Below are 22,923 nucleotides of genomic sequence, written 5' to 3'. Positions count from 1 at the left end.
AGCCTCGGGCGCCGGCAGGGCGCGGGTCCGTTGTGCCCACCCGTTCCGCCCCAGCGGAACGACTGCCCACAACGGGGTGGACGGGGGCACCGCACTGGCGGTGTGCACTCACAACGTCGGGGCACCGCCCGGCGGGGCGACGCCCACAACGGGGGCGCGGGGGTGGGCGCCGCCCCGCGGGCGCGGGCCCACAACGGCGGGGGCACCGCCCGGCGGACGCAGCCCACAACGGGGGCGGCGGGGGCACCGTCCCGGCGGGCGAAGGCCGCGACGGGGGTGCGGGGTGGGCACCGCCCCGCAGGCGCGCGTCCGCGACGGACGTAGGGCAGGCACCGCCCCCGCGGGCGCAGCCCGCAACGGGCCCCGTCCCGTCAGGTCCCGCGGTGGAAGACCAGGACGACGTCCGCCGTCTCCCTGACGCGGGGGACGTCCGGGTCGGGGAGGGCCAGGAGGCGGGATCTGGTCTCGTCGACCAGACGGCTCGCCTCGCCGCCCACCGCCCAGGCCCCGGTGAACAGCCCGCGCGTCAGCGACTCGGCCATCGCCCGCGGCGACACCCGGAAGGACGTGGGGCGCTCCGACGCCGTCCCCTCGTAGACGAGGCCGTGCGCCGCGCCGATCGGGGCCAGCCACTCCGGGCCGTCGCGGCGGCTGCCCTCCGGGTCGAGACGGTCCTCCAACTCCCCGACGAGGAGCCCGATGTCGTCGGTGGGGCGCGTCCCGCCCGCCGGGATCACCAGATAGCGCCCGCCCGGCCGCAGCACCCGCGCGACCTCGGCCAGGACGGCCCGGTTGTCCGGGCCCGCGTGCAGCAGCCAGGTCGATACCGCCTGGTCCACCGACCCGCTCCGCACCGGCAGCCGGCAGGCGTCGCCCACCGCCACCCGCGCGCCGAGCCGGGCCTTCGCTCGGGAGAGCATCCCGGGGGAGAGGTCGACGCCGTGCACGGTGTGGCCGCGCGCCGTCAGTTCGGCCGCCACGATGCCCGTTCCGACGCCGATGTCGAGCACCGGGCGCGCCGGGTCGAGCAGCGGCGCCAGCTGCTCCGCGAAACCGGCGGCCCGCGCCGTACCGCCGCGCGACTCGTCGTATCCCGGGGCGATCTCGTCGAACTCCGCCGCCTTCACCGTCGCGCCCCTCACGCCTGCGGGGTGAAGGTCACGGGCAGCGTCGCCATGCCGCGCAGGATGCCCTCGCGCCGGCTCAGGTCCGCGTCCGGGTCGGCGAGCCGCAGGTCGGGGAAGCGCCGCAGCAGGGTGCCGATGGCGATCCTGGCCTCGGCGCGGGCCAGCGGAGCGCCCAGGCAGAAGTGCACACCATGGCCGAAAGCGAGCTGTTGCGGCACCTCGCGACGGGCCACGTCGAGGATGTCGGGGCGGTCGTAGCGCGCGGGGTCGCGGTTGGCCGCGGCGAGACCGATGATGATCATCTCGCCGGGTGGGACGGTGACCCCGCCGATCTCGTACGCGTCGACGGTGAAGCGCGCGACGCCCCGGCTCACCGGCCCCTCGTAGCGCAGGAGTTCCTCGATCGCCCCGGGCAGCAGCGAGGGGTCGTCGCGCAGCGCGGCGAACTGCTCCGGGTGGCGCAGGAGGGCGTGGACGCCGTTCGCGATGAGGCTCGCCGTGGTCTCGTGGCCGGCGAGCGTGAGCAGGATGGCCATGGCCGTCAGCTCGCGGTCGCTGATCTTCTCCTCGGCCTGCGCGGCGCAGAGCGCGCTCAGCAGGTCGTCCTTCGGGTCCGCCTTGCGCGCGGCGATCAACGGCTCGAAGAACTCGGTGAGTTCGGCGCGGGCGCGCGCTCCCTTGGCGAGCCGCTCCGGGGTGTTGGGCGGCATGATCAGACCGACCGCGAGGCGGGCGAAGTCCGGCTGCCCCTCGGCCGGGATGCCGATGAGCTCGCTGAGCACGGCCATCGGCAGCGGCAGCGCGAACTCCGAGACCAGATCGGCGGATCCGCGCTTCGCGATCGCGTCGAGGAGGGCGTCGGTGTGCGCCTGGACGCGGGGCGCGAGCGCCTCCACGCGACGGAAGGTGAAGGCCTTCGAGACGAGGTTGCGCAGGCGCGTGTGGTTCTCGCCGTCGGCCACGAGCATGCTGCTCATCAGGACGTTGGTGCGCTCCTGGTGGGCCATCTCCTCCTCGAGGCCGTTGACCCCGACGGGGCTGCTGCTGAGCCGGGGGTCGGTGAGCGCGGCCACCGCCTCGTCATAGCCGGTGACCATCCAGACTTCAAGAGTGGGATTCAGCCGGACGCGCTGGACGACTCCGTGCTCACGGATGCGTTCGAAGAGCGGGTAGGGGTTGGGCTGTTGAGCAACGTTTACCGGGACATCGTGAACGATTGTCTGGTCTTGGCCGGTCATCTTCCGTAACTCCCCGAAGCTTTGTGAAAGATCTGAGGCAGGTAGTCATACCAGCCACCCCAGTTGCGTGGTAGCGTCACCGGCGCTCGGCTCGGATGATGTTCAGGGAAGGACCGGCGAACCGCCGGTGAAGCACTGACGAGGCGTTCCACCCACCGGTGATCCGGCGTCTCGTACCGCTCGATTCGCAGGCGACCAAGGCCTCGACCAGGCCCGATGCACAGGGGGAGACGTTTCGTGGAGCAAGCGGCAGCCGTGGACCCGATCCTGGATCTGGCCCGCCCGTCGAACCTGCGGAACCCCTACCCGGCCTATGCCCGCATGCGGGAGACCGCGCCGGTCTTCTGGCACGAACTGCTCGGCTCCTGGGTCCTGACCCGCCACGCCGACTGCCTCGCGGTGCTCACCGACAGCAACCGCTTCGCCTCCGACTGGCGGCGCGCGGGCGAGGACATCCCCGCACCGCTGCTGAGCGTCCAGACCCTCGACCCGCCGGAGCACACCGCCATCCGGCACCTGCTGCTCGACGGCTTCCGCGCCCAGGACCGCAGGGCCCTGCACGACGGCCTGGAGCCGCAGATCGCGGACCTGCTCGCCGAGCTGGCCGGACGGCCCTCCTTCGACTTCGTCGGAGAGCTCGCCGAACCGGTCGCCCTCCGCTTCGTCACCGCCTTCCTCGGTGTCCCCGCGCCCGAACTCGACTGGTTCGTGCCCATGTCCCGTACCGTCGTCGACGGCATGGACGCCGGGCTCTGGCCCGAGAAGCACGAGCCCGCCGTCGCGGCCCGGGCCCGGCTCGCGGAGTACGCCGGCGGATGGCTGGCGGACCCGCCCAGGGAAGGGCTCATCGCGTACGTGGCGGAACACGCGGCGGACAGCGGGGTGGCAGAAACGGTTCTGCGGAACAGTCTGCGGGCCGTCCTGCACGCGGGCTACGAATCCGCCTCCCGGCTCCTCGGCAACGCCGCGGCCGCCCTCCTCACCACCCCCGGCGCGCTCGACGCGTTCCGGGCGGGCCCGGCCTCGGCCGTGGACGAACTCATCCGGTACGACGCACCGGTCCAGGCGGACGCCCGGGTCTGCGTCACCGACACCGAACTGGGTGGCGTCACCATCAAGGCGGGTGATCCGGTCACGCTCTTCCTGGGCGCGGCCAACCACGACCCGCTGCGGTTCGACCACCCCACAGAGCTGCGACTCGACCGCGCCCCGAACCCGCACCTCGGGTTCGGACGCGGGGCCCATGCCTGTCTGGGCGCGTCCATGGCGATCCGGCTCGCCGGATCGGTCCTCGGGGCCCTGGCCAGGGACTACCCGGACGCACGGGCCGTCGCGGAACCGGAACACCGGCGCAATCTGACCCTCCGCGGTCTCGACCGCTTCGAGGTCACACTGCGTCCACGAGCGGGGGAGGAGGTTCGACCATGAAGTACTGGCACTGAAACCCACGAGCGTGACGCCCGTCCGGGAGGCGGGCAGCACGCCGGTGCACGGCTCGCGTGCACCCGCCGGAGCCCTGGCCCGCTGCGCGGCCAGGGCTCCGGCCCTTCTCGGACCGGCTGGTGCGGGCCCGTCGTCGGACCGACCGGTGCGGGCCCGTCGCCAGCCCCGTCGGCTCCGGCCCTTCGTCAGGACCCGCCGGCTCCGACCCGTCGTCACACCCCCCGGCGCAGCTTCCCCGGCAGCCAGCCCAGCTGGGCCGCCTGCTGGAACGCGCCGCCGCCCTCGTGGTCGTTGAAGTCGTACACCTCGATCGCCTTCTCCTCCGCGGCGTACGCGTTGAAGGCCGCGAACACCGTCGACGGCGGGCACGTCTCGTCCTCCAGGGCCGTCGAGAACAGCGCCGGAGCCGTGGCACGGGCCGCGAAGTGGACCCCGTCGAAATAGGCCAGCGTCTCCCGGACCTGCCCCACCCGGCCGCGGTGCGTCTTGAGGTAGTTGCCGATCTCGCGGTACGGCATGCGGTCCGTGATCGTCGTCGCGCGCGGGAAATCGCACAGGAACGGCACGTCCGGCGCCACCGCCACCAGGTCCCGCACCAGCCCCGCCACGGCCAGCGTGATGCCGCCGCCCTGACTCCCGCCCGTCACCGCCGTACGGCTCGCGTCCACCAGCGGATGCGAGCGGGCCGCCTCCACGGCGCGCACCGCGTCCGTGAAGAGCCGGCGGTAGTAGTAGGAGTACGGGTCCTCGATGCCCCGCGTCATGAAGCCCGGGAACGAGGGCGCGCTGCCCGTCGGGTCCGGGGTGTCGCCGGTGGCCCAGCCGCTGCCCTGCCCCCGCGTGTCCATCACGAAATGCGCGAACCCGGCCGAGGCCCAGAGCAGATGGGTGTGCGGAAGGCCCCGCCCGCCGCCGTACCCGAGGAACTCCACTACGACGGGCAGCGGTTCGGCGGCCCCGGCCGGCAGGACGAACCACCCCTTGACCGGGTGCCCACCGAACCCGGCGAAGGTCACGTCGAAGACCTCCACCGTGGCGAGCCCGGTCGTCACGGGCTCGAAGCGCGCGTCCAGCGCGTGCGTGCGTGCCTCGTCGAGGGTCTTCGCCCAGAAGACGTCGAAGTCCCCGGGCTCCACGGACGTGCTCCGGTACGCGCGGAGCTCGTCGAGGGGCAGGTCGAACTGGGTCATGAAAACCGCCTGGTGAGTGAGGGGCTCGTCCGAAATCCCGACCGGTCGCCCGGCCCTCCTCACCCTAGGCCGCACCCCCGCCGATTCATATACGTGAATCTTCGCAGTCTCCCGGCGGACACTCCGCGTGGTGAACGCCAGGTGAACGCCGTCGGGCCGTCAGCCGTGTCATCCTCGGACGAACCGCCCACGCCGCGTCAGGCCTGTGGGCCTTCGTCCTGCGCGGAGGGACACCTTGCTCATCAGCCACGCCGTACGCCACGACGTCCTGTACGTGACGCTCCACCGCGATCTGGACGTCACCAACCGCGCCGCGGCGGCCCTCCGGATCGAGGTCCTCGTCCAGGCGCACCGGCCCGCCCGGGTCGTCGTCGTGGTCCCGGCCGCCGACCCCAGCCCCGCCACCTTCAGCGCCCTCGCCCGCGCCCACCGCATGTGCGCCGGCCTCGGCGTCCCCCTCACCCTCAGTGGCGCGAACGACCGCACCCGACGCCTCCTGGAACCCGACGGCGCCTGAGACGACGGCCGCGCGCCTGCCGCCGGGTCCGCTCGTACGCGGTGTACGCGGCAGGCGCGCGGGGGTGTTCAGACGGTCGCGGGGAACCTGTCCCAGGCGCGATGCCCGGCGAGGGCGCGCGTGAGCTGCTTCAGGGCCGCGGCGGAGGTGTCCGCGAAGGCGATGCCCGGCTCGTCCTCCTGGATGCCGGCCGCTCCGAGGATCCGGGAGGAGTCGCCCCAGCCGCCGATGGCCTTGCCGTGGCGGTACGCCTCCGTCAGCAGCAACAGGACCCGCGGGTCGGGGCCGTCGGGATCGGGCGCGCCGGCCTTCGCGTCCCGGGCGCCGTGGGCGTCGGCCGCCGCCCGGGGCACTCCGGCGAAGAGCAGGGCGTCGAACTCGACCGAGCGCGCGGTGGCGAAGGTGCGCTGCACGGTGACGGGGTTCCTCGACCCCAGGACGCCGCCCGTCGGGCCGATCACGAGCGGGACCATTCCCGCGTTGAGGATCGTCTTCCTGGCGGCCCGGACGCCCTTCAGGTCGGCGTCGCCGTCGGCCACGATGCCGATGACCCTCCCGTCCACCGGCCAGGTGCGGCCGATCTGGGACAGGGCGGGGCTCGGCTCGACGTCCGCGAGCGGTTCGGCGACGGCCGGGGCGGGGAGCCCGAGTCCGGCGGCGACCCCCTCGCAGAGCTGTGGGTCGATGCGGGCGAGGACGGTCAGCATCCTCTCCTTCACCGCCTGTTCGTAGCACTTGCCCAGTTCGAAGGTGTAGGCGGCGATGATGTGCTCGCGCTCGGTCGGCGTCATGCTCAGCCAGAACATCCGGGGGTGGGAGAAGTGGTCGGCGAACGAGGCGGGGGCCTCGCGGACCTTCCGCGCGGCGGGGAGCTCGACGGGGGCTTCGATGAAGGCCCCCTCGTCCGCCCCGGCCAGGAACGGGCAGCCGCCGTCGAGGGAGTTGGGCCGGTAGGGCGCCACCCCGGCGTGCACCGCCGTCTGGTGCATTCCGTCGCGGAGCATGTCGTTGACCGGAGCGTGGGGGCGGTTGATGGGCAGCTGCGCGAAGTTGGGGCCGCCCAGCCTGCTGATCTGGGTGTCCAGGTAGGAGAACAGGCGCGCGGCGAGCAGCGGGTCGTCGGTGATGTCGATGCCGGGCACGAGGTGGCCGGGGTGGAAGGCCACCTGCTCGGTCTCGGCGAAGAAGTTGGTCGGGTTGGCGTTGAGGGTCATCAGACCGAGGGGCCGCACCGGAGCGAGCTCCTCGGGCACGATCTTGGTGGGGTCGAGCAGGTCGATCCCCTCGAAGGTCTGCTCCGGGGTGTCGGGGAAGACCTGTACGCCGAGTTCCCACTGGGGGAACGCGCCCGCCTCGATCGCGTCGGCCAGGTCGCGGCGGTGGAAGTCGGGGTCCATGCCGTTGGTGATCTGCGCTTCCTCCCAGACCAGGGAGTGGACGCCGAGCTTCGGCTTCCAGTGGAACTTTACCAGGGAGGTCGAGCCCTGGGCGTTGGTCAGCCGGAAGGTGTGGACGCCGAAGCCCTCCATCATCCGGAAGGAGCGGGGGATGCCCCGGTCGGACATGTTCCACAGGGTGTGGTGGGTGGCCTCGGTGTGGAGGGACACGAAGTCCCAGAAGGTGTCGTGGGCGCTCTGCGCCTGGGGGATCTCGCGGTCCGGGTGCGGCTTCGCGGCGTGGACGACGTCGGGGAACTTGATGCCGTCCTGGATGAAGAAGACCGGGATGTTGTTGCCGACCAGGTCGAACGTGCCCTCTTCGGTGTAGAACTTCGTCGCGAAACCACGCGTGTCACGGACGGTGTCCGCGGAGCCGCGTGAGCCGAGGACGGTCGAGAAGCGCACGAAGACGGGCGTCTCGACGTCCTTCGCCAGGAACGCGGCCTTGGAGATCTTCGCGGCCGTGCCGTAGCCCCGGAAGACCCCGTGCGCGGCGGCCCCCCGGGCGTGGACCACCCGCTCGGGGATGCGCTCGTGGTCGAAATGGGTGATCTTCTCCCGCAGGTGGTGGTCCTGGAGCAGCACCGGGCCGCGCGCACCCGCCTTGAGCGAGTGGTCACTGTCGGGGAGCCGGGTGCCCTGGGCGTTCGTCAGGTAGGCGCCGCCCTGTGCCACCGCCGACCGGGGCGCGCCCGTGGGCTGTCCCGTCGGGCTGACGGTGGCGGGGCCGTCCTGGTCGGGAGCGGGTGGCAGGGGCTCCCGGGGCAGGGTCGGCTCGCTCACCTCCGGCGGCTCCGGCGTCGGCCTGCCGGGCGCGGGGCGCGACCCGCCCCGCTTCCGGGGCCCGCCCTCGGCCGCCGTGGTCTTCTGGGCCGCGGTCTTGCTCGCGTTCTTCCGGACCATGCCTGATCTCTCCTCCTGAGTCCTGAGGGGTTCCGCGGCCTGCGAGTTCCTCGCCGCCCACCGGGCGAGGCATGCCTCGAGCCCGGTGCCACCCTCTCGTCTGGAACGTCATCCGGCATCCCGAGTACCCCCGCTTCGTCCAGAGACTCGCCTGAACAGGCGTTCTTTACGGGTACGGCCGGGTAGGGGCGTTACGTGAACCAGCCGAACGCCTCCCCCCTCCCCAGCATCGACTCACTGGACGAGCTCGCCGAGTTCCTCGCCCGGGACCGCGGCCTGTACGTGCGGTGGTCGAGGGGCCCCGGCGTCGACCTGCCGGGCGTGAGCAGTCGCGACGACCTCACCGGCGTGCCGCTTCCGGGCCTGTCGGCGAGCTCGCTGGACGTGGAGCCCTGGTGGGGCGAGCGCCCCCTGCACACCTGGGCCGCGCGCCGCCTCTACGACTACTCCCACCTCCCGCGGGTGAAGGACCCCGAGGTGCGGCCCTGGCTTCTGCGCGGCCGCGAGGTGGGGCGCGGGCCCGACAACGAGCCCCTGGTCACCGAAGTGTGTCCCTTGGGCTGGATCCGTGACCGCGTCATCGAGGAGGCCGCCTCCGAGGTCGAGCGCCAGCCGAACGGCTGGGGGCCCCTCGACCGTCACGCCTGATCGGCGCGGAGCGACAGGGAACGCCCGTTCGGGTGGAGTCGCTCGCCCGACTGCTCCCAGACCTTCGCCGGACCCGGGAGACGAGGTGTTCCGCGTCCGGGCCGCCGGGAGCCGGTCCTTCCTGCGCCGCGCCCTGGAGATCGACCGGCGCCTGCGGGCCCCCGACGCGGAGCGCCTGCGCACCCTCCTCGGCGGGGCCTGGGGACGTCACGCGGCTCGCAGCTCCCTCGCCGCGCCCTTCGACAGGCCGACGCGGACGAGGGCGGCGGCAAGCCTGGCGTGGTCCTCCGGAGGCACCAGCCGCCCGAGGGCGCGGGGCGTGTGCGGCAGACCGAGACCCTTCGCCACCTCGCACGCCCGGTCGTCGAAGAACGGGCGCAGCCACGGCCAGACCGCCTGGGCCTCCCGGCAGAAGATGCCCGCCCCGACCGGGCCGATCCGCGGAACCTCCCGCAGCGACCTCCGCAGGGCGTCCGGGTCGTCGCCGGCCTGTTCCCGCATCCTCCGGAGGTCGCCGCGCCACCGTTCGAGCACCAGCCGCGCCCCGTCGCCGAGAGCCGTGGCGGTGCTCTCGTCGTACCGCACGTAATGGGCCCGGCCCAGGGCGTCCACCCGGTCCTGCCACCCGGAGCCGGCCATCGCCCGGGGCGTTCGGAGACCGGCCCGGAACAGCTCCCGCGCGGCCCCGGTGGCGATCCCGGCGTTGATCCGTACCGAGCAGAGCACCGTGAGCACCAGCAGTTGGTACAGCGGCGCGGGCTTGTCGCGCAGCGTGATGCCGGCCTCCCGCGCGTACGTCCGGCCGTGTTCGGACAGCAGCCGGGACGTGATCGTGTCGACGGTCGTCACCCGCCCACCTCCTCGCCTTCGTACGCCCCGCCGCGGCGTCTGCCCCGCCCCGTCGCCGTCACACCGGGCGTGTCGGAACCGGAGCGGCGGGGTAGTCGCGGGGCTGAAGAGGAGGAACGACGATGTCCGGACCGGACGCCCTGACGGAGTACCGGCGGAGACGGGACTTCCGCAAGACCCGCGAGCCCAGGGGAGCGGGCGGCACGGGATCCGGCCGCGAGCCCGGCTTCGTGGTGCAGATCCACGACGCGAGCACCCTGCACTTCGACTTCCGCCTGGAGGCCGACGGCGTGCTCAAGTCCTGGTCGGTCCCCAAGGGGCCGTCCGGCGATCCGCACGACAGACGGCCGGCGATGCCCACCGAGGACCACCCCCTGGAGTACCGCCACTTCGAGGGGACCATCGCCGGGGGCGAGTACGGAGCCGGCATGAGCGTGCTGGACCGGCTGCCGGAGGCCCAGCGGGAACGGCTGCGAACGACGGGGACCATGGGCCGTGAACAGCCGGTGCTCGCGGTGTTCTCCGACCGCCGCACCTTCGACGACGACATGCTGTTCGAACGGAAACCGGACGGTGTGCGCGCCGTCGCGATCCACGAGGGCGACCTGCTGAGCCCGGACGGCCGGCGCACCACCGCCCTGCCGCTGCGCGCCCGCGAGTCCCTGCCGCGCGACGGCGAACGGCCCACCGACGTCATCCGCGAGCGAGGCACACCATGAGCACCGCCCACATCCGCGTGAGCGGCCGGGCCGTCGAGATCAAACGGGCCGAGAAGGAACTCTTCCCCGACGACGGCATCACCAAGGCCGACCTCGCCGACCACTACCGCCGGGTCGGCCCGCGCATCCTGCCGCACCTGCGCGGACGTCCGCTGATGCTCGAACGCCACCCCGACGGCATCGACGACGGCCGCTTCATGCAGAAGGACACCCCCGACTACTTCCCGGACTGGATCCACCGCTGGAAGCTGCCCAAGGCGGACGGCACCGTCACCTACCCGGTCTGCGACGACCTGGCCACCCTGCTCTACCTGGCCGGCCAGGCGTGCGTCACCCCGCACCGCTGGCTGTCCAAGGCCGACCGGCCCGACCACCCGGACCGGCTGGTCTTCGACCTCGACCCGTCCGGCGAGGACTTCGAGACGGTCAGGCAGGCCGCCGCCGCGCTGCACGAGGTGCTCGACGAACTCGGTCTGCCCGCGGCCCTGATGACCACCGGCTCCCGGGGCCTGCACGTCCTGGTTCCGCTCGACCGCCGCGCCACCTTCGACACCGTTCGCGCGTTCGCCCGCGACGTGGCCGAGTTGCTCGCCGACCGGCATCCGGAACGGCTCACCACCGCGGCGCGCAAGCAGGCCCGCAAGGGGCGGCTCTACCTCGACGTCCAGCGCAACGGCTACGGCCAGACCGCCGTCACCCCCTACGCCGTCCGTGCCCTGCCCGGTGCCCCGGTCGCCACACCGCTCAGCTGGAGCGAACTGGACGATCCCGACCTCACCCCGCAGCGCTGGACGCTCGCCACCATCGACGAGCGCCTGGAGGGCGAGGACCCCTGGAAACAGGAACTGCGCCGCGGCCGCTCCGTGGAAGCGGCCCGCCGCCGACTGGAGAAGCTCTGAGAACCGCGCGGGCCGCACGCTCTCCGGGGTCGCCGAGCGGAATGAAGGGCCGGCCCCCGGGCAACCGGAGGGGGAAGACGACCCTGGGAGCTGATGTGACCATGGAAAGCGACGCACGCCCCGGAATCATGGAGTGCGACGCACGGACCGGGCCTCCGACGCGTCCGATGCCGTCATCCGATCCCGAGCCGGGCTCCCGGCCACCGGGAGCGCTCCTGGGCACGCCGCCCGACGACCCGGTCCCCCCGAGTCCGACGCCGACGCCGGGTCCCGGCCCCGGCCCGCAGCCCGGCCCCGTTCCCGGGCCGGTGCCGGGACCCGGCGGCCCGGACCCGGTGCCGCCGACACCCCCGCAGCCGGAACCGGATCCCCACCCCGGGGACCCTCGACCGGAACCCGGGCCGCGCCCGGGGCCCCTGCCGGGCCCCGTCCCCGCCCCGGAACCGGTCATCCGGCCGGTCTGACCGGGCTGTTCGGGACTGACGGGTCGGGGGACTGACCCCGGCTCAGGAGTCAGGAGGAAGGGGGTGCGAGGATCCTCGCACCCCCTTCCTCCCGTTCCTCCCGACAGCCGATCCGCTACCCGCTCAGTCCGCTCACGCCCCGCCCTCGGTGCCGGGCCGGTCCGAGCGCTTGTGGCCGCCGGGCAGGAACTCCTGCACCTTGGCCTTGAAGCCCTGGCGGATCATGGCGCCGCGGTCGCTGTCCCCCTTGAGGACCGAGGCGGCGGCCGCCTCGATCTGGTCGAGGGAGGCGTGCGGCGGAATCGGCGGCACGGCCGGGTCCGTGACGAAATCGAGGACGCAGGGCCTGTCGGCGGCCAGCGCCGTCTCCCAGGCGCCCCGGACCTCGTCGGGCTTCTCGACCCTGATGCCGTGCAGGCCCATGAGCCGGGCGTGGTCGGCGTAGGCGACGTCGGGGATCGACTGCGAGGGCAGGAACTGCGGGGCGCCGGACATGGCGCGCATCTCCCAGGTGACCTGGTTGAGGTCCTGGTTGTTCAGGACGGCCACGATCAGACGCGGATCCTCCCATTCCCGCCAGTACTTGGCGATGGTGATCAGCTCGGCCAGCCCGTTCATCTGCATCGCCCCGTCGCCGACCAGCGCGATCGCCGGGCGGTCACCGTGCGCGAACTTGGCGCCGATCACGTACGGGACGCCCGGCCCCATGGTGGCGAGCGTGCCGGAGAGCGATCCGCGCATGGCCCCGCGCAGCCTCAGATGGCGGGCGTACCAGTTGGCGGCGGAGCCGGAGTCGGCGGCCAGGACGACGTTCTCGGGCAGCAGGTCGTCGAGGGCGTGGGCGACGTACTCGGGGTTGATCGGGTCGGCTTCGACCGCGGCCCGCCGTCCCATGACCTCCCACCAGCGGGCGGTGTCCTTCTCGATCTTCTTCCGCCAGCCCTTGTCCTTGTGTCCCTCCAGCAGCGGCAGCAGCCGGGACAGCGTCTCGCGGGCGTCGCCGACCAGGTTCACCTCGAACGGGTAACGCAGGCCGACCATGTGGGGGTCGATGTCGATCTGCACGGCCCGCGCCTGCCCGAACTCCGGCAGGAACTGGGTGTACGGGAAGGAGGATCCGATCACGAGCAGCGTGTCGCAGCCCATCATCATGTCGTACGACGGCCTGGTCCCGAGCAGGCCGATCGAGCCGGTGACGTACGGCAGGTCGTCGTCCAGGGCGTCCTTGCCGAGGAGCGCCTTCGCGACGCCGGCGCCGAGGCGATCGGCGACGGCCATGACCTCCTGGCGGGCGCCGCGGGCCCCCTGGCCGACCAGGATCGCCACCTTCTCGCCCGCGTTGAGCACCTCGGCGGCGCGGGCCAGGTCGGCGTCGCCGGGCACGGGGGCGTACTGGGGCATGCCGAGGCTGGAGGGCACCATCTTGAAGGCGTGGCCGGGCGGCGTGTAGTCCAGTTCCTGGACGTCGGCGGGGATGATGACGGCGGTCACCGACCGCCGGGCCATCGCGGTGCGCATCGCGCGGTCGATCACGTTGGGGAGCTGCTCGGGGACGGTGACCGTCTCGCAGAAGTCGGAGGCGACGTCCTTGTAGAGGGCCATCAGGTCGACCTCCTGCTGATAGGAGCCGCCCATGGCGCTGCGGTTGGTCTGTCCGACGAGGGCGACGACCGGGACGTGGTCGAGCTTGGCGTCGTACAGGCCGTTGAGCAGGTGGATCGCGCCGGGGCCGGAGGTGGCGGCGCACACTCCGACCTTCCCGGAGAACTTGGCGTAGCCCACGGCTTCGAACGCGGACATCTCCTCGTGCCGGGACTGGATGAACCGCGGCTTGTCATCGGCCCTGCCCCAGGCGGCGAGCAGTCCGTTGATCCCGTCGCCGGGATAGGCGAAGACGTACTCCACCTCCCAGTCGCGCAGCCGCTGGAGTACGTGGTCGGAGACCTTCGTCGACATGGTGGGACCTTTCAACGGTTGTTGTCGTTCGCGGGCTGTGGTGTCGGATTTCGCGGGCCGTGGGCCGAACGGGGCGCGCCCCGGGCCCCGTTGTGCTTCCCGGGCCCCGTCACGGGGCGCGCCGGAGGCCGAGGGCGCCGCGGCCGGCCGCGGCGACGGCGGCCGTGAGCGCCGCGGCGCCCGCGGTGGCGGCCCAGCGGGCGGTCCGCGAGGGCGGTTCCGGGCGCCGGGAGAGGCGTTCGGGCTGCCGGCCGGGCAGGTTCCCGTCGAGGCCGAGGGCCAGTGCCTCGGCCAGGTGCAGGGCCCGGCGGCCGGTGCCGCCCTGTTCGATCTGGGTGCGGCAGCTGAAGCCGTCGGCGAGGACCAGACTGCCGGGGGACGCGGCGCGGACGGCGGGCAGGACGCCCTGTTCGCCGACGTCCATGGACAGGCCGTAGTGGTCGCTTTCGAAGCCGAAGTTTCCCGCGAGACCGCAGCACCCCTCGTCCAGTACGTCGGCGTCGAGGCCGGCCCGGCGCATCAGTTCCCGGTCGGCGTCGAACTTCATGACCGCGTGCTGGTGGCAGTGGGTCTGCACGAGGGCTCTCCGGGGCAGGCTCGGCGGGCGCCACCCCTCGGGGGCGTGGTGGACGAGCTGCTCGGCGAAGGTGCGCACCTGCCCCGCCAGCCGCTTGACGTCCTGGTCCTCCGACATCAACTCCACCGCGTCGGACCGGAACACCGCGGTGCAGGAGGGTTCGAGGCCGATGACGGGGGTGCCCGCCTCCAGGTAGGGCCGCAGGACGCGCAGCGTGCGTCGCAGCACCCTCTCCGCCACGTCGAGCTGGCCGGTGGAGATCCAGGTCAGTCCGCAGCACACCGGCCCGTCGGGAACGGCGACCTCGAAGCCGGCGTCCTCCAGGACCCGTACGGCGGACACCGCGATGGACGGGTGGAAGTACGTGGTGAAGGTGTCCGGCCAGAGGACCACGGTCAGCGGATCGCCCGGGTCCGGCTCTCCGGCCGTCTCCCGCTCCCGCCACCACTGCAGGAAGGACTGCCGCGCGAACGCCGGGGCCTGCCGCTCCCGCGCCACCCCGGCGAGCCGCTTGCCCAGCGCCGAGACGCCCGGGGCGTGGAGCACGGCGTTCACCAGGGCGGGGGAGAGGCGGGAGAGCCGGGCCCACAGCGGCAGCCAGCCCAGTGAGTAGTGGGCCGCGGGCCGCAGCCGGCCTTCGTAGTGGTGGGAGAGGAACTCGGCCTTGTAGGTGGCCATGTCGACGTTGACGGGGCAGTCGGACTTGCAGCCCTTGCAGGCCAGGCAGAGGTCGAGGGCGTCCTTCACCTCGGTGGAGCGCCAGCCCTCGGTGATCGCGGAGTCGGCGTGGCCGCCGAGCATCTCGAACAGCAGGCGGGCCCGGCCCCGGGTGGAGTGCTCCTCCTCCCTCGTGGCGCGGTAGGAGGGGCACATGACGCCGCCGGAGTGGCCGCGGCAGTTGCCGATGCCCACGCAGCGCATCACCGCGCGGGTGAAGGAGTGCTCGTCCTCCGGGTAGTCGAAGTGGGTCGTGGGTGCGGCGGGCCGCCACGCCGGCCCCAGGCGGAGTTGCCCGTCGACCGGGTGGGGGTCGACGACCTTGCCGGGGTTCATCCGGTCGTCGGGGTCGAACAGCCGCTTCGTCTCGCCGAAGGCCTTCACCAGCCGTTCGCCGAACATCCTGGTCAGCAGCTCGCCCCGGGACTGCCCGTCGCCGTGTTCGCCGGACAGGGAACCGCCGTACGAGGCCACCAGATCGGCGGCGCGTTCCAGGAAGCGGCGGAAGTCGGCGACCCCCTCGGCGGTCTTGAGCGCGAAGGGGATGCGGGTGTGGACGCAGCCCTGCCCGAAGTGCCCGTACAACGAGGGGTGGTCGTAGCCGAACTCCTCGAAGAGCGCCTTCAGGTCCCGCAGGTAGTCGCCGAGCCGTTCGGGCGGGACGGCGGAGTCCTCCCACCCTTCCCACGTCTCCCGGCCGTCCGGCGGGCGCGCGGTGACGCCGAGGCCGGCCTCGCGGGCCTTCAGCATCTTCTGCTCCCGCTCGGGGTCGTCGGAGAAGGCCACGTCGGCGTCCTCCTCGTGACGGCCGACGGCGGCGAGCAGGGCGTGGGCCTGCGCGTCCACGTCCTGTCGGCTGTCGCCGATGAACTGCACCATCAGCCAGCTGTCGCCGGCGGGCAGGACACGGAGGGAGTCGAGGTACGCGCCCTCCTCGCGCATCAGCTGGGCCATCCGGCCGTCCAGGGCCTCCAGCTGACCGGGCGAGCAGAGTTCCAGCAGGCGGGGCACGTCGTCGGCGGCCGCGCAGATGTCGTCGTACCCGAGGACCAGCAGCGATTGGCGCGACGGTACGGGTACGAGGTCCAGTTCCGCCCGCAGGACCGTGACCAGGGTGCCTTCGCTGCCGACCAGCGCCTTGGCGACGTCGAAGCCGTTCTCGGGCAGCAGCGAATCGAGGTTGTAGCCGGAGACCCGGCGCGGGATCCTGGGGAAGCCGCGCCGGATGTCGCCGAGGTATTCGGCGACGATGCGGTCCAGGCCGGCGTACAGCTCGGCCTTCCGCCCGCCCTCGGCGGCGATGCGGGCGCGCTCCGCCTCGCCGGTGGGCCCCACCCAGGTGCGCAGCCCGTCGTAGGTCAGGATCTCCAGCCGGCGGACGTTGTCGACCGTCTTGCCGTACGCCTGGGCCGACGCGCCGCAGGAGTTGTTGCCGATCATGCCGCCCAGGGCGCAGTGGCTGTGCGTGGACGGCTTCGGGCCGAACTGCAGCCGGTGGTCCGAGAGCCGCCGGTTGAGCTCGTCGAGGACGATGCCGGGCTCCACCACGCAGGTCCGGGCGTCGGGGTCCACGGAGACCAGGGCGTGGCAGTACTTCGTCCAGTCGATCACCACGGCGGCGTTCGTGGCCTGCCCGGCCAGACTGGTGCCGCCCCCACGGGACAGCACGGGCGCGCCGAAACGGGCGCAGACGGCCACCGTCCGTGCTCCGGCCTCCACCGACCGTGGCACGACCACGCCGATCGGCACCTGGCGGTAGTTCGATCCGTCCGTGACGTAGGCGCCCCTGCTCCCCGCGTCGAACCGGATCTCGCCGTCCACCGCCGTTCGCAGCGCCTCTTCGAGCGCGGCCACGTCAACCGAAGACATCAGAGAGACCGCCTCCACCGGTGGATCGTGAGGTCCAGGGGGTCGCTGGTGCGTCCCTTCCTCCGCGTACCCCCGCCTGCACCCGGTAAAGATGCTTTCCTGGCTTTCCATCCGAAACCGACACGCCCGGTGGCATCCGCGCCGTGCCGGTGAACCTCCCTGCCGCCACCAAGACCTCGAAGCCGGTCGACGTCTACGAGAAGAAACCGTTCTTCTTCCACGGCGACCACCTGGGGTCGGCGAACTTCGGCACGGCCGGCTCCGGCCGGCTCGCCGAGCACCTGGACTGCTTCCCGCCCGGGGGACCCGGGCCGACGAACACTCCGGTGAGAAGGACCCTTACGGCTTCACCGGCAAGGAAATCGACCAGGAGACCGGCTGCTCGTACCACGGCGCCCGCTCCTACGACCCGCGAGGTATCCGGGAGCCCACCGACACCGACGGCCGCGAACCCGGCGAGCCGTTCGACCCGGGCCGGCACCTGCAGGAGGAGTACACGGTCCACCACGACCAGGCGATCGTGACGGCCGTGCCGGCGGTCCGTCAGCCGCCCAGGATCTCGTCGTTCGGGTCGAAGGTGTGGTCGTCGACGGGCAGGTCGCCGAGGACGTCGGAGTGGATCTCGCCGGTGAGCACGGACAGGACGAATCGGGTGCCGGACACGGGGTGGTGCTCCCACTCCGGTCCGCGGCCCGCGTTCGCCAGGACGGTCCAGTCCTCGGGACGCACGTCCTCGCCGGTGAGTCAGTAGAGGTAGGCGCCGGTCCCCTCGACGTACGCGAAGGGAAGCAACCCCGCTCCGTCGGCCTCCAGCTGCTCGGGACGGGGCTCGGGGCCGATCTCCCACAGCCGGGCCGGCACCTCGGCGCGCTCCTCCTTCATGGCCGGGAGGTCGTGGTCGGAGTCGGCGCAGTCGGGTTCCAGGATCCAGACCGTCCCGTCGAAGACGCCCCCGCCGTAGGTGTCGACGAGGTCCTTGAAGTCCTCCGGCAGGGCGCTGCCCAGGCGGGCCTCGACCTCGGGCCAGTCCCGCGGCTGACGCCCCGCCGGCGGCGGGACGATGCGGGTGAGTCGTTCCACGTCGGGGTGCATCAGGGGTCTCCGGGAGAAGGGGGAGCCTGTCGGGAGGGCGACGGTGCCCCTGCCCGGGGGCCGGGCAGGGGCACCGCGTTCGCTCACCGTGCCCGGGCCGTACGGGCGAGGGCGTCCCGGGCCGCTTCCTCGGCGACGGCGCGGTCCTCCGGGACCACGCCGACGCGGGTGCGGCGGTCGAGGAGGTCGGAGACGTCGAGGGCGCCCTCGTGGCGGACCGCCCACACCAGTTCGGCGCCCGTGACGGGGTGGCCGGGCACGACGGGCTCGGCCAGGGCGGGGTCTTCGAGACCGAGGGCGTGGACGGCCGGGGCCTCGGAGCCGTAGCGCTGTACGAGGCGGGGCGGGGCGTCGAGGCCGGCGAGGGTCTCCGGACCGGCCGCGCCGACGAGCGGGACGGACGCGGTGCGGCACGTGCCGGCGGTCAGGCCGCGGGCGGCGACGGCCGCGTCGACGGCGTCCTGGGCCATGCGGCGGTAGGTGGTCAGCTTGCCGCCGACGACGGTGACGACGCCGTCGGGCGAGGTGAGCACGGCGTGCTTGCGCGAGATGTCGGCGGTGCGGCCCTCCGAGTCCCGGGTGTCGAGCAGGGGCCGCAGTCCGGCGAAGGCGCCGACCACGTCGGAGCGGTGGACGGTGACGTCGAGGGCGGAGCCGAGGACGTCGAGGAGGAAGCCGATGTCGGTCTCGGGGACCTCCGGCACGTCGGGGACGTCGCCGTCGACGGGCTCGTCGGTGAGGCCGACGTAGACGCGCCCGTCGCCCTGGGGCAGGACCAGGACGAAGCGGTTCGTCTCGCCGGGGATCGGGATGTGCAGTCCGGCGGAGAGCCGGCCGAGGGTCTCCGACCGCAGGACGAGATGGGTGCCGCGCGAGGGCCGGAGACGTACGTCGTCGACGAGGCCGCCCGCCCAGACCCCGGCCGCGTTGACGACCGTACGGGCGCGGACGCGCAGCTCCTGGCCGGTGGTCTCGTCGCGCACCAGCGCGCCGTCGCCGTGGAGTTCCAGGGCCCGGGCGCGGGTGAGGATCCGGGCGCCGTAGGCGGCCGCGGTGCGGGCGATCGCGGTCACCAGGCGCGCGTCGTCGGAGAGCTTGCCGTCCCAGGAGAGCAGTCCGCCGCGCAGGCCGACGGGGCGCAGGGCCGGGGCGAGGTGGCGGGTCTCGACGGCGGACAGCGTGCGCGGCTGCGGCAGCGTGCGGCGCGAGGTGCGGGCGCCGACGCGCAGCAGGTCGCCCGCGACGAATCCGGCGCGGGCGAGGGCGGCCTGGCCGCGGCTGACGAGCGGGGTGAGGGGGAGCACGAAGGGCTGGGCGCGGACGAGGTGGGGGGCGGTGCGCTCCATGAGGATGCCGCGCTCGACGGCGCTCTCGTGGGCGACGTCGAGCTGCCCGGACGCGAGGTAGCGCAGCCCGCCGTGGATCAGCTTGGAGCTCCAGCGGGAGGTGCCGAACGCGAGGTCGTGGGCGTCGATCGCGGCGACGCTGAGTCCGCGGGTGGCGGCGTCGAGCGCGGCTCCGGCTCCGGTGGCGCCGAGCCCGACGACGAGCACGTCGACGGCGTCGCCGTCGGCGAGCCGTTCCAGTTCGCGCCGGCGCCGCTCCGCGTCGAGCGAGGAGCCGGGCAGGGCGGTGCTGCTCGTGGGGTTGACGGGGTTCATGGCGTGAGGGTCCTCTCAAGGAGGGTGCGCAGCTCTTCGAGGAAGGCGGCTTCGCTCAGTTCGGGATCGTCCTCGTCGGCCATGGTGCGCAGCGAGAGGGTGAAGGACTGGACGACGAGCAGCAGGGACCGGGCCTGCAGGTCGGGGTGGACACGGCGTACGGAACCGTCCTCGTGCCCTTCCTCCAGCGCGGTGAGGAGGAGTCCGAGCAGGGCGTCCTGGCTGGCGCCCCGCCGGTCGAGGACGTACGGCAGCAGCAGCTCGGGGTCGACGTCGAGGATCTTCCGGAACAGCGGGTGGGACCGGAAGGCGGCGACTCCCGCCACCAACCCCTCGACGATCCGGGCCCGTTCGGGCCGGTCGTCGTCGGCGGGTGGCATGGCGCCGGCGGCGACGGAGATCCATTCACGGGTCATCAGGTCGCCGACGAGGGTCCGTACGTCGGGCCAGCGCCGGTACAGCGTCATCCGGGACACGCCGGCCCGCCGGGCGACGTCGGTGAGGGTGGTCCGCCGTACGCCGACGGCGAGCACGCAGTCGCGTGCCGCGTCGAGTACGGGATCTGCGTCCGCATGGTTGTGACGAATGGGCGTCATCTGTCACAGTGTAATGCAGGTGCGGGCCGAGCGGCAGCGCCGTCCGTGAAACAGACCGTGAGGAACCTCTCGAAGTGGACATGTTGTGGAGCGGCTGGGGCGACCCGGCCAAGGCGGCGCCCCTGCCCGAATCGGTGACCGGCCTGCTGCGGGACCTGCTCGGCGTCACACCGCGCGAGAACGGCCCGTCCGCCCTCGCCGACATCGACGTGCCCGCCCCGGCCCTGGCCGACGAGGCGAGGGAAGCGCTGCGCGCCGCCGTCGCCGCGCCCGACGGCCTGCGGGACGACGCCGAGAGCCGCATCCGGCACACCCGGGGCAAGTCGACCCCCGACCTCCTGCGCATCCGCGCCGGCGAGGTCGACGACCTCCCCGCCGCCGTCGTGCTCCCCGGCAGCCACGACGAGGTCCTCGCCGTCCTGCGGGCCTGCGCGGACCACGGCCTGTCCGCCGTCCCGTTCGGCGGCGGCACCTCCGTCGTCGGCGGCCTCGCGCCCACCACGAAGCGGCCCTTCGTCGCCCTCGACCTCCGCCGCCTCGACCGGCTCCTGGCCGTCGACGAGGTGTCGCGCACCGCCACCCTGCACCCCGGTCTGCGCGGCCCGCAGTGCGAGGCGCTGCTCAACGAGCGGGGCTGGACGCTCGGCCACTTCCCGCAGTCCTTCGAATGGGCGTCCGTCGGCGGATTCGCCGCGGCCCGCTCCAGCGGCCAGGCCTCGGCCGGCTACGGCCGCTTCGACGAGATGGTCCTCGGCCTGAAGGTCGCCACCCCCGAGGGCACCCTGGAGACGGGCCGGGCCCCGCGCTCCGCCGCCGGCCCCGACCTGCGCCAGCTGATCCTCGGCTCCGAAGGCGCCCTCGGCGTGATCACGTCCGTGACCGTACGCATCCGCCCGCTGCCGCAGAAGCGGGTCTACGAGGGCTGGCGCTTCGCCTCCTTCGAGGCCGGCACGGCAGCCCTGCGCCGACTCGCCCAGGACGGCCCCCGGCCCACCGTGCTGCGCCTCTCCGACGAGTCCGAGACCTTCGTCGGTCTCGCACAGCCGGACGCCATCGGCACCGCCGAACTCCCGCAGAACCCCGGCTGCATGGCCATCGTCGGCTTCGAGGGCACCGAGGCCGACACCGCCGCCCGCCGCGCCGCCGCGCGCGAGGTCCTCCTCGCCTGCGACGGCGAGTTCATCGGCGAAGAAGCCGGCGACAAGTGGGAGCACGGCCGCTATGACGCGCCCTACCTGCGCGACGCGCTGCTCGACGCCGGAGCGTTCGCCGAGACGCTGGAGACGGCCGCTTTCTGGTCCGCGATCCCCGGCCTGTACACGGCGGTGCGCGACGCCCTGACGAACACCCTCACCGAGGCCGGCACCCCGCCGCTCGTCATGTGCCACATCTCGCACACGTACGAGAACGGCGCCTCCCTCTACTTCACCGTCGTCTCCGCGCAGGGCGAGGACCCCGTCACGCACTGGGCACCGGTGAAGCGGGCGGCGAACGACGCGATCCTGGCGGCGGGCGGCACCATCAGCCACCACCACGGCGTCGGCACCGACCACCGCGACTGGTACGCCCGCGAGATCGGCCCCCTCGGGATCCGCATGCTCCAGGCGGTCAAGGCCGAGGTCGACCCGTCCGGCGTGCTGAGCCCCGGGGTCCTGATCCCCGTCCGCTGAACACCCCTCGCCGAGCCCCCTCCTTCCCGAACCCCTCACCCGCCGCCCGGAGGCCAGATCCATGCGACAGTTCACCGCCGTCGTCAACCCCACCGCAGGGGGGTCCAGCGGCACGGCGGGCCTGCTCCCGCTGGCCCGGCTGCTGCGGGAGGCGGGCGCGCGGCTCGACACCGTCTACAGCCGCAGCCTGGAACACGCACAGGAACTCGCCCGGGACGCCGGAGCGAAGGGGCACGTCGTGCTGGCCGTCGGCGGTGACGGCATGGCCGGCACCGTCGGCGGCGCGCTCAGCGGCACGGACACGGTCTTCGGCCTGGTCCCCGCGGGCCGCGGCAACGACTTCGCGCGCGCCCTGGGGCTCCCCACCGACGCCCCGGGCCTCGCCGGGGTGCTGCTCGACGGCGAACCGCGAGCCGTCGACACCATCGAGGTGGAGTCCGCCCGGCACCCGGGCGTCCATGTCCTCGGCAGCGTGTACGCGGGTGTCGACGCGGTGGCCAACCGCCACGCCAACCACTCCCGCCTGCTGCGCGGCGCCGCCTCCTACTACTACGGCGGCCTCCGGGCGGTCCTCGCCTGGAAGCCCGCCGCGTACCGCATCACGATCGACGGGATCAGGCACGAGCGCACCGGCTACACCGTGATCGCGGCCAACTCCGGCTTCTACGGGTTCGGGAGGAACGTCGCGCCGGGCGCGCGGGTCGACGACGGCCTCCTCGACATCGTGGTGATCAAGGAGGCGCCCAAGCGTCTCTTCTTCGCCATGATGAACGAGCTGAAGACGGGCGCGCACGTGAAGCGCCCCCAGATCGAGATCCTGCGCGGCAAGGAGGTCCGCATCGAAGCCGACCGGCCCCTCCCGTACGGCGCGGACGGCGAGGTCGACGCGACCCTGCCGGTGACCCTCAGGGTGAGGCCCGCGTCCCTCCGCGTACTGGCCTGAGCCCGGCTCGGGACCTCACGCTCCACGGCCGCGCGCGGCCCGGTGCGGCCGGACCGGACGACGAGGACGCGGACGCCGCGGAGGAGCGGCCCGGCCGTCCCTTCCCCAGGAGGCGGCCGGCCTCACCGGACCTTCACCTCGGCGGGCGATGGCCTGGAGGCGGAGCGGGTACCCGGAGGGTGATCAGCGAGGAGGGAGCTCCGAAGTGATCACCGTCGCTGTGCTGCTGCTGCCGGTCATGGGCCTGATGCTGTACGGACTGGACCGGATCGAGGACCGTGTGCTCGGCAGGACGCGCCGGGCGCGCCACGCCGCGGGCCGTCACCTGCGTCTGGTCCAGGACACGGACCGGCGCTCACGTCCGGACACGCGGCGCGGGCGGCACCGCGACGCGGCGTGACGTCGC

19 protein-coding genes are annotated in these 22,923 nt (G+C 73.3%); 8 read left to right on the top strand and 11 right to left on the bottom strand.

Annotation, left to right across the window (positions count from 1 at the left end; genetic code table 11):
* Window positions 1-371: 371 nt before the first annotated feature.
* The gene (locus tag ACIGW4_RS26505; protein WP_123456507.1) at window positions 372-1,142 is read right to left on the bottom strand and encodes a class I SAM-dependent methyltransferase; all 771 of its coding nucleotides are present in this window, start codon (window positions 1,140-1,142) and stop codon (window positions 372-374) included.
* Window positions 1,139-2,224, bottom strand: a complete 1,086-nt coding sequence (locus tag ACIGW4_RS26500) for a cytochrome P450 (protein ID WP_359588562.1) — start codon at window positions 2,222-2,224, stop codon at window positions 1,139-1,141. The genes ACIGW4_RS26505 and ACIGW4_RS26500 overlap by 4 nt, the downstream gene beginning before the upstream one ends.
* Before the next feature lie 378 nt (window positions 2,225-2,602).
* On the opposite strand from ACIGW4_RS26500, the gene ACIGW4_RS26495 reads away from it, so the two are divergent.
* Window positions 2,603-3,793 carry a cytochrome P450 gene (locus ACIGW4_RS26495; RefSeq protein ID WP_399583203.1) on the top strand — a complete coding sequence of 397 codons (1,191 nt, stop codon included), beginning with the start codon at window positions 2,603-2,605 and terminating at the stop codon, window positions 3,791-3,793.
* Between the two features lie 227 nt (window positions 3,794-4,020).
* On the opposite strand, the gene ACIGW4_RS26490 is transcribed toward ACIGW4_RS26495, so the two are convergent.
* Complete coding sequence (locus tag ACIGW4_RS26490) at window positions 4,021-4,998, bottom strand: acetylxylan esterase (protein WP_399583201.1); 978 nt, start codon at window positions 4,996-4,998, stop codon at window positions 4,021-4,023.
* 235 nt (window positions 4,999-5,233) lie between these two features.
* Here ACIGW4_RS26490 and ACIGW4_RS26485 point away from each other — a divergent pair, with 235 nt between their 5' ends.
* Complete coding sequence (locus ACIGW4_RS26485; protein ID WP_123456511.1) at window positions 5,234-5,515, top strand: hypothetical protein; 282 nt, start codon at window positions 5,234-5,236, stop codon at window positions 5,513-5,515.
* Between the two features lie 68 nt (window positions 5,516-5,583).
* Here ACIGW4_RS26485 and ACIGW4_RS26480 read toward each other — a convergent pair whose 3' ends face one another.
* The gene (locus ACIGW4_RS26480; protein WP_399583198.1) at window positions 5,584-7,857 is read right to left on the bottom strand and encodes a catalase; all 2,274 of its coding nucleotides are present in this window, start codon (window positions 7,855-7,857) and stop codon (window positions 5,584-5,586) included.
* A gap of 195 nt (window positions 7,858-8,052) precedes the next feature.
* Here ACIGW4_RS26480 and ACIGW4_RS26475 point away from each other — a divergent pair, with 195 nt between their 5' ends.
* Entirely contained in the window at window positions 8,053-8,505 is a 453-nt protein-coding gene (locus ACIGW4_RS26475) for a DUF6098 family protein (protein WP_398709135.1), read from the top strand.
* A 207-nt stretch (window positions 8,506-8,712) separates the two neighbouring features.
* Here the strand turns inward: ACIGW4_RS26475 and ACIGW4_RS26470 are convergent, their stop codons facing one another.
* A complete protein-coding gene (locus ACIGW4_RS26470) occupies window positions 8,713-9,354 on the bottom strand; it encodes an endonuclease (RefSeq protein WP_123456514.1) in 642 nt (213 codons plus the stop codon).
* A gap of 122 nt (window positions 9,355-9,476) precedes the next feature.
* On the opposite strand from ACIGW4_RS26470, the gene ACIGW4_RS26465 reads away from it, so the two are divergent.
* Both ACIGW4_RS26465 and ligD read left to right on the top strand, forming a co-directional pair.
* Complete coding sequence (locus ACIGW4_RS26465) at window positions 9,477-10,073, top strand: DNA polymerase ligase N-terminal domain-containing protein (RefSeq protein ID WP_398709133.1); 597 nt, start codon at window positions 9,477-9,479, stop codon at window positions 10,071-10,073.
* Window positions 10,070-10,972, top strand: coding sequence for a non-homologous end-joining DNA ligase (ligD, locus tag ACIGW4_RS26460; RefSeq protein ID WP_359588573.1), 903 nt, complete (start codon window positions 10,070-10,072; stop codon window positions 10,970-10,972). The genes ACIGW4_RS26465 and ligD overlap by 4 nt, the downstream gene beginning before the upstream one ends.
* 596 nt (window positions 10,973-11,568) lie before the next feature.
* Here the strand turns inward: ligD and ACIGW4_RS26455 are convergent.
* The 6 genes from ACIGW4_RS26455 to ACIGW4_RS26430 form a co-directional block, all read right to left on the bottom strand.
* A complete protein-coding gene (locus ACIGW4_RS26455) occupies window positions 11,569-13,392 on the bottom strand; it encodes a thiamine pyrophosphate-requiring protein (RefSeq protein ID WP_123456517.1) in 1,824 nt (607 codons plus the stop codon).
* Window positions 13,393-13,501: 109 nt separating this feature from the next.
* Window positions 13,502-16,555, bottom strand: coding sequence for an FAD-binding and (Fe-S)-binding domain-containing protein (locus ACIGW4_RS26450; protein ID WP_399583195.1), 3,054 nt, complete (start codon window positions 16,553-16,555; stop codon window positions 13,502-13,504).
* Between the two features lie 543 nt (window positions 16,556-17,098).
* Entirely contained in the window at window positions 17,099-17,284 is a 186-nt protein-coding gene (locus ACIGW4_RS26445) for a hypothetical protein (RefSeq protein WP_399583193.1), read from the bottom strand.
* Window positions 17,285-17,299: 15 nt separating this feature from the next.
* Entirely contained in the window at window positions 17,300-17,635 is a 336-nt protein-coding gene (locus ACIGW4_RS26440; RefSeq protein WP_399583191.1) for a hypothetical protein, read from the bottom strand.
* A 95-nt stretch (window positions 17,636-17,730) separates the two neighbouring features.
* The gene (locus ACIGW4_RS26435) at window positions 17,731-19,308 is read right to left on the bottom strand and encodes a glycerol-3-phosphate dehydrogenase/oxidase (RefSeq protein WP_398709125.1); all 1,578 of its coding nucleotides are present in this window, start codon (window positions 19,306-19,308) and stop codon (window positions 17,731-17,733) included.
* The gene (locus ACIGW4_RS26430) at window positions 19,305-19,904 is read right to left on the bottom strand and encodes a TetR/AcrR family transcriptional regulator (protein WP_123456521.1); all 600 of its coding nucleotides are present in this window, start codon (window positions 19,902-19,904) and stop codon (window positions 19,305-19,307) included. The genes ACIGW4_RS26435 and ACIGW4_RS26430 overlap by 4 nt, the downstream gene beginning before the upstream one ends.
* 74 nt (window positions 19,905-19,978) lie before the next feature.
* Here ACIGW4_RS26430 and ACIGW4_RS26425 point away from each other — a divergent pair, with 74 nt between their 5' ends.
* The 3 genes from ACIGW4_RS26425 to ACIGW4_RS26415 all read left to right on the top strand — a co-directional run bounded on the left by ACIGW4_RS26425 (window position 19,979) and on the right by ACIGW4_RS26415 (window position 22,917).
* A complete protein-coding gene (locus ACIGW4_RS26425; RefSeq protein WP_399583188.1) occupies window positions 19,979-21,574 on the top strand; it encodes an FAD-binding oxidoreductase in 1,596 nt (531 codons plus the stop codon).
* A 61-nt stretch (window positions 21,575-21,635) separates the two neighbouring features.
* Complete coding sequence (locus ACIGW4_RS26420) at window positions 21,636-22,517, top strand: diacylglycerol kinase family protein (protein ID WP_123456523.1); 882 nt, start codon at window positions 21,636-21,638, stop codon at window positions 22,515-22,517.
* A gap of 205 nt (window positions 22,518-22,722) precedes the next feature.
* The gene (locus ACIGW4_RS26415; protein ID WP_123456524.1) at window positions 22,723-22,917 is read left to right on the top strand and encodes a hypothetical protein; all 195 of its coding nucleotides are present in this window, start codon (window positions 22,723-22,725) and stop codon (window positions 22,915-22,917) included.
* Window positions 22,918-22,923: the final 6 nt, after the last annotated feature.

Source organism: Streptomyces sp. NPDC053513 (assembly GCF_044544765.1).
In the GTDB taxonomy this organism is placed as follows: Bacteria; Actinomycetota; Actinomycetes; order Streptomycetales; family Streptomycetaceae; genus Streptomyces; species Streptomyces litmocidini.
Note: the sequence above shows the minus strand (reverse complement) of the source record. Positions and strands in the feature narration are given on the sequence as shown.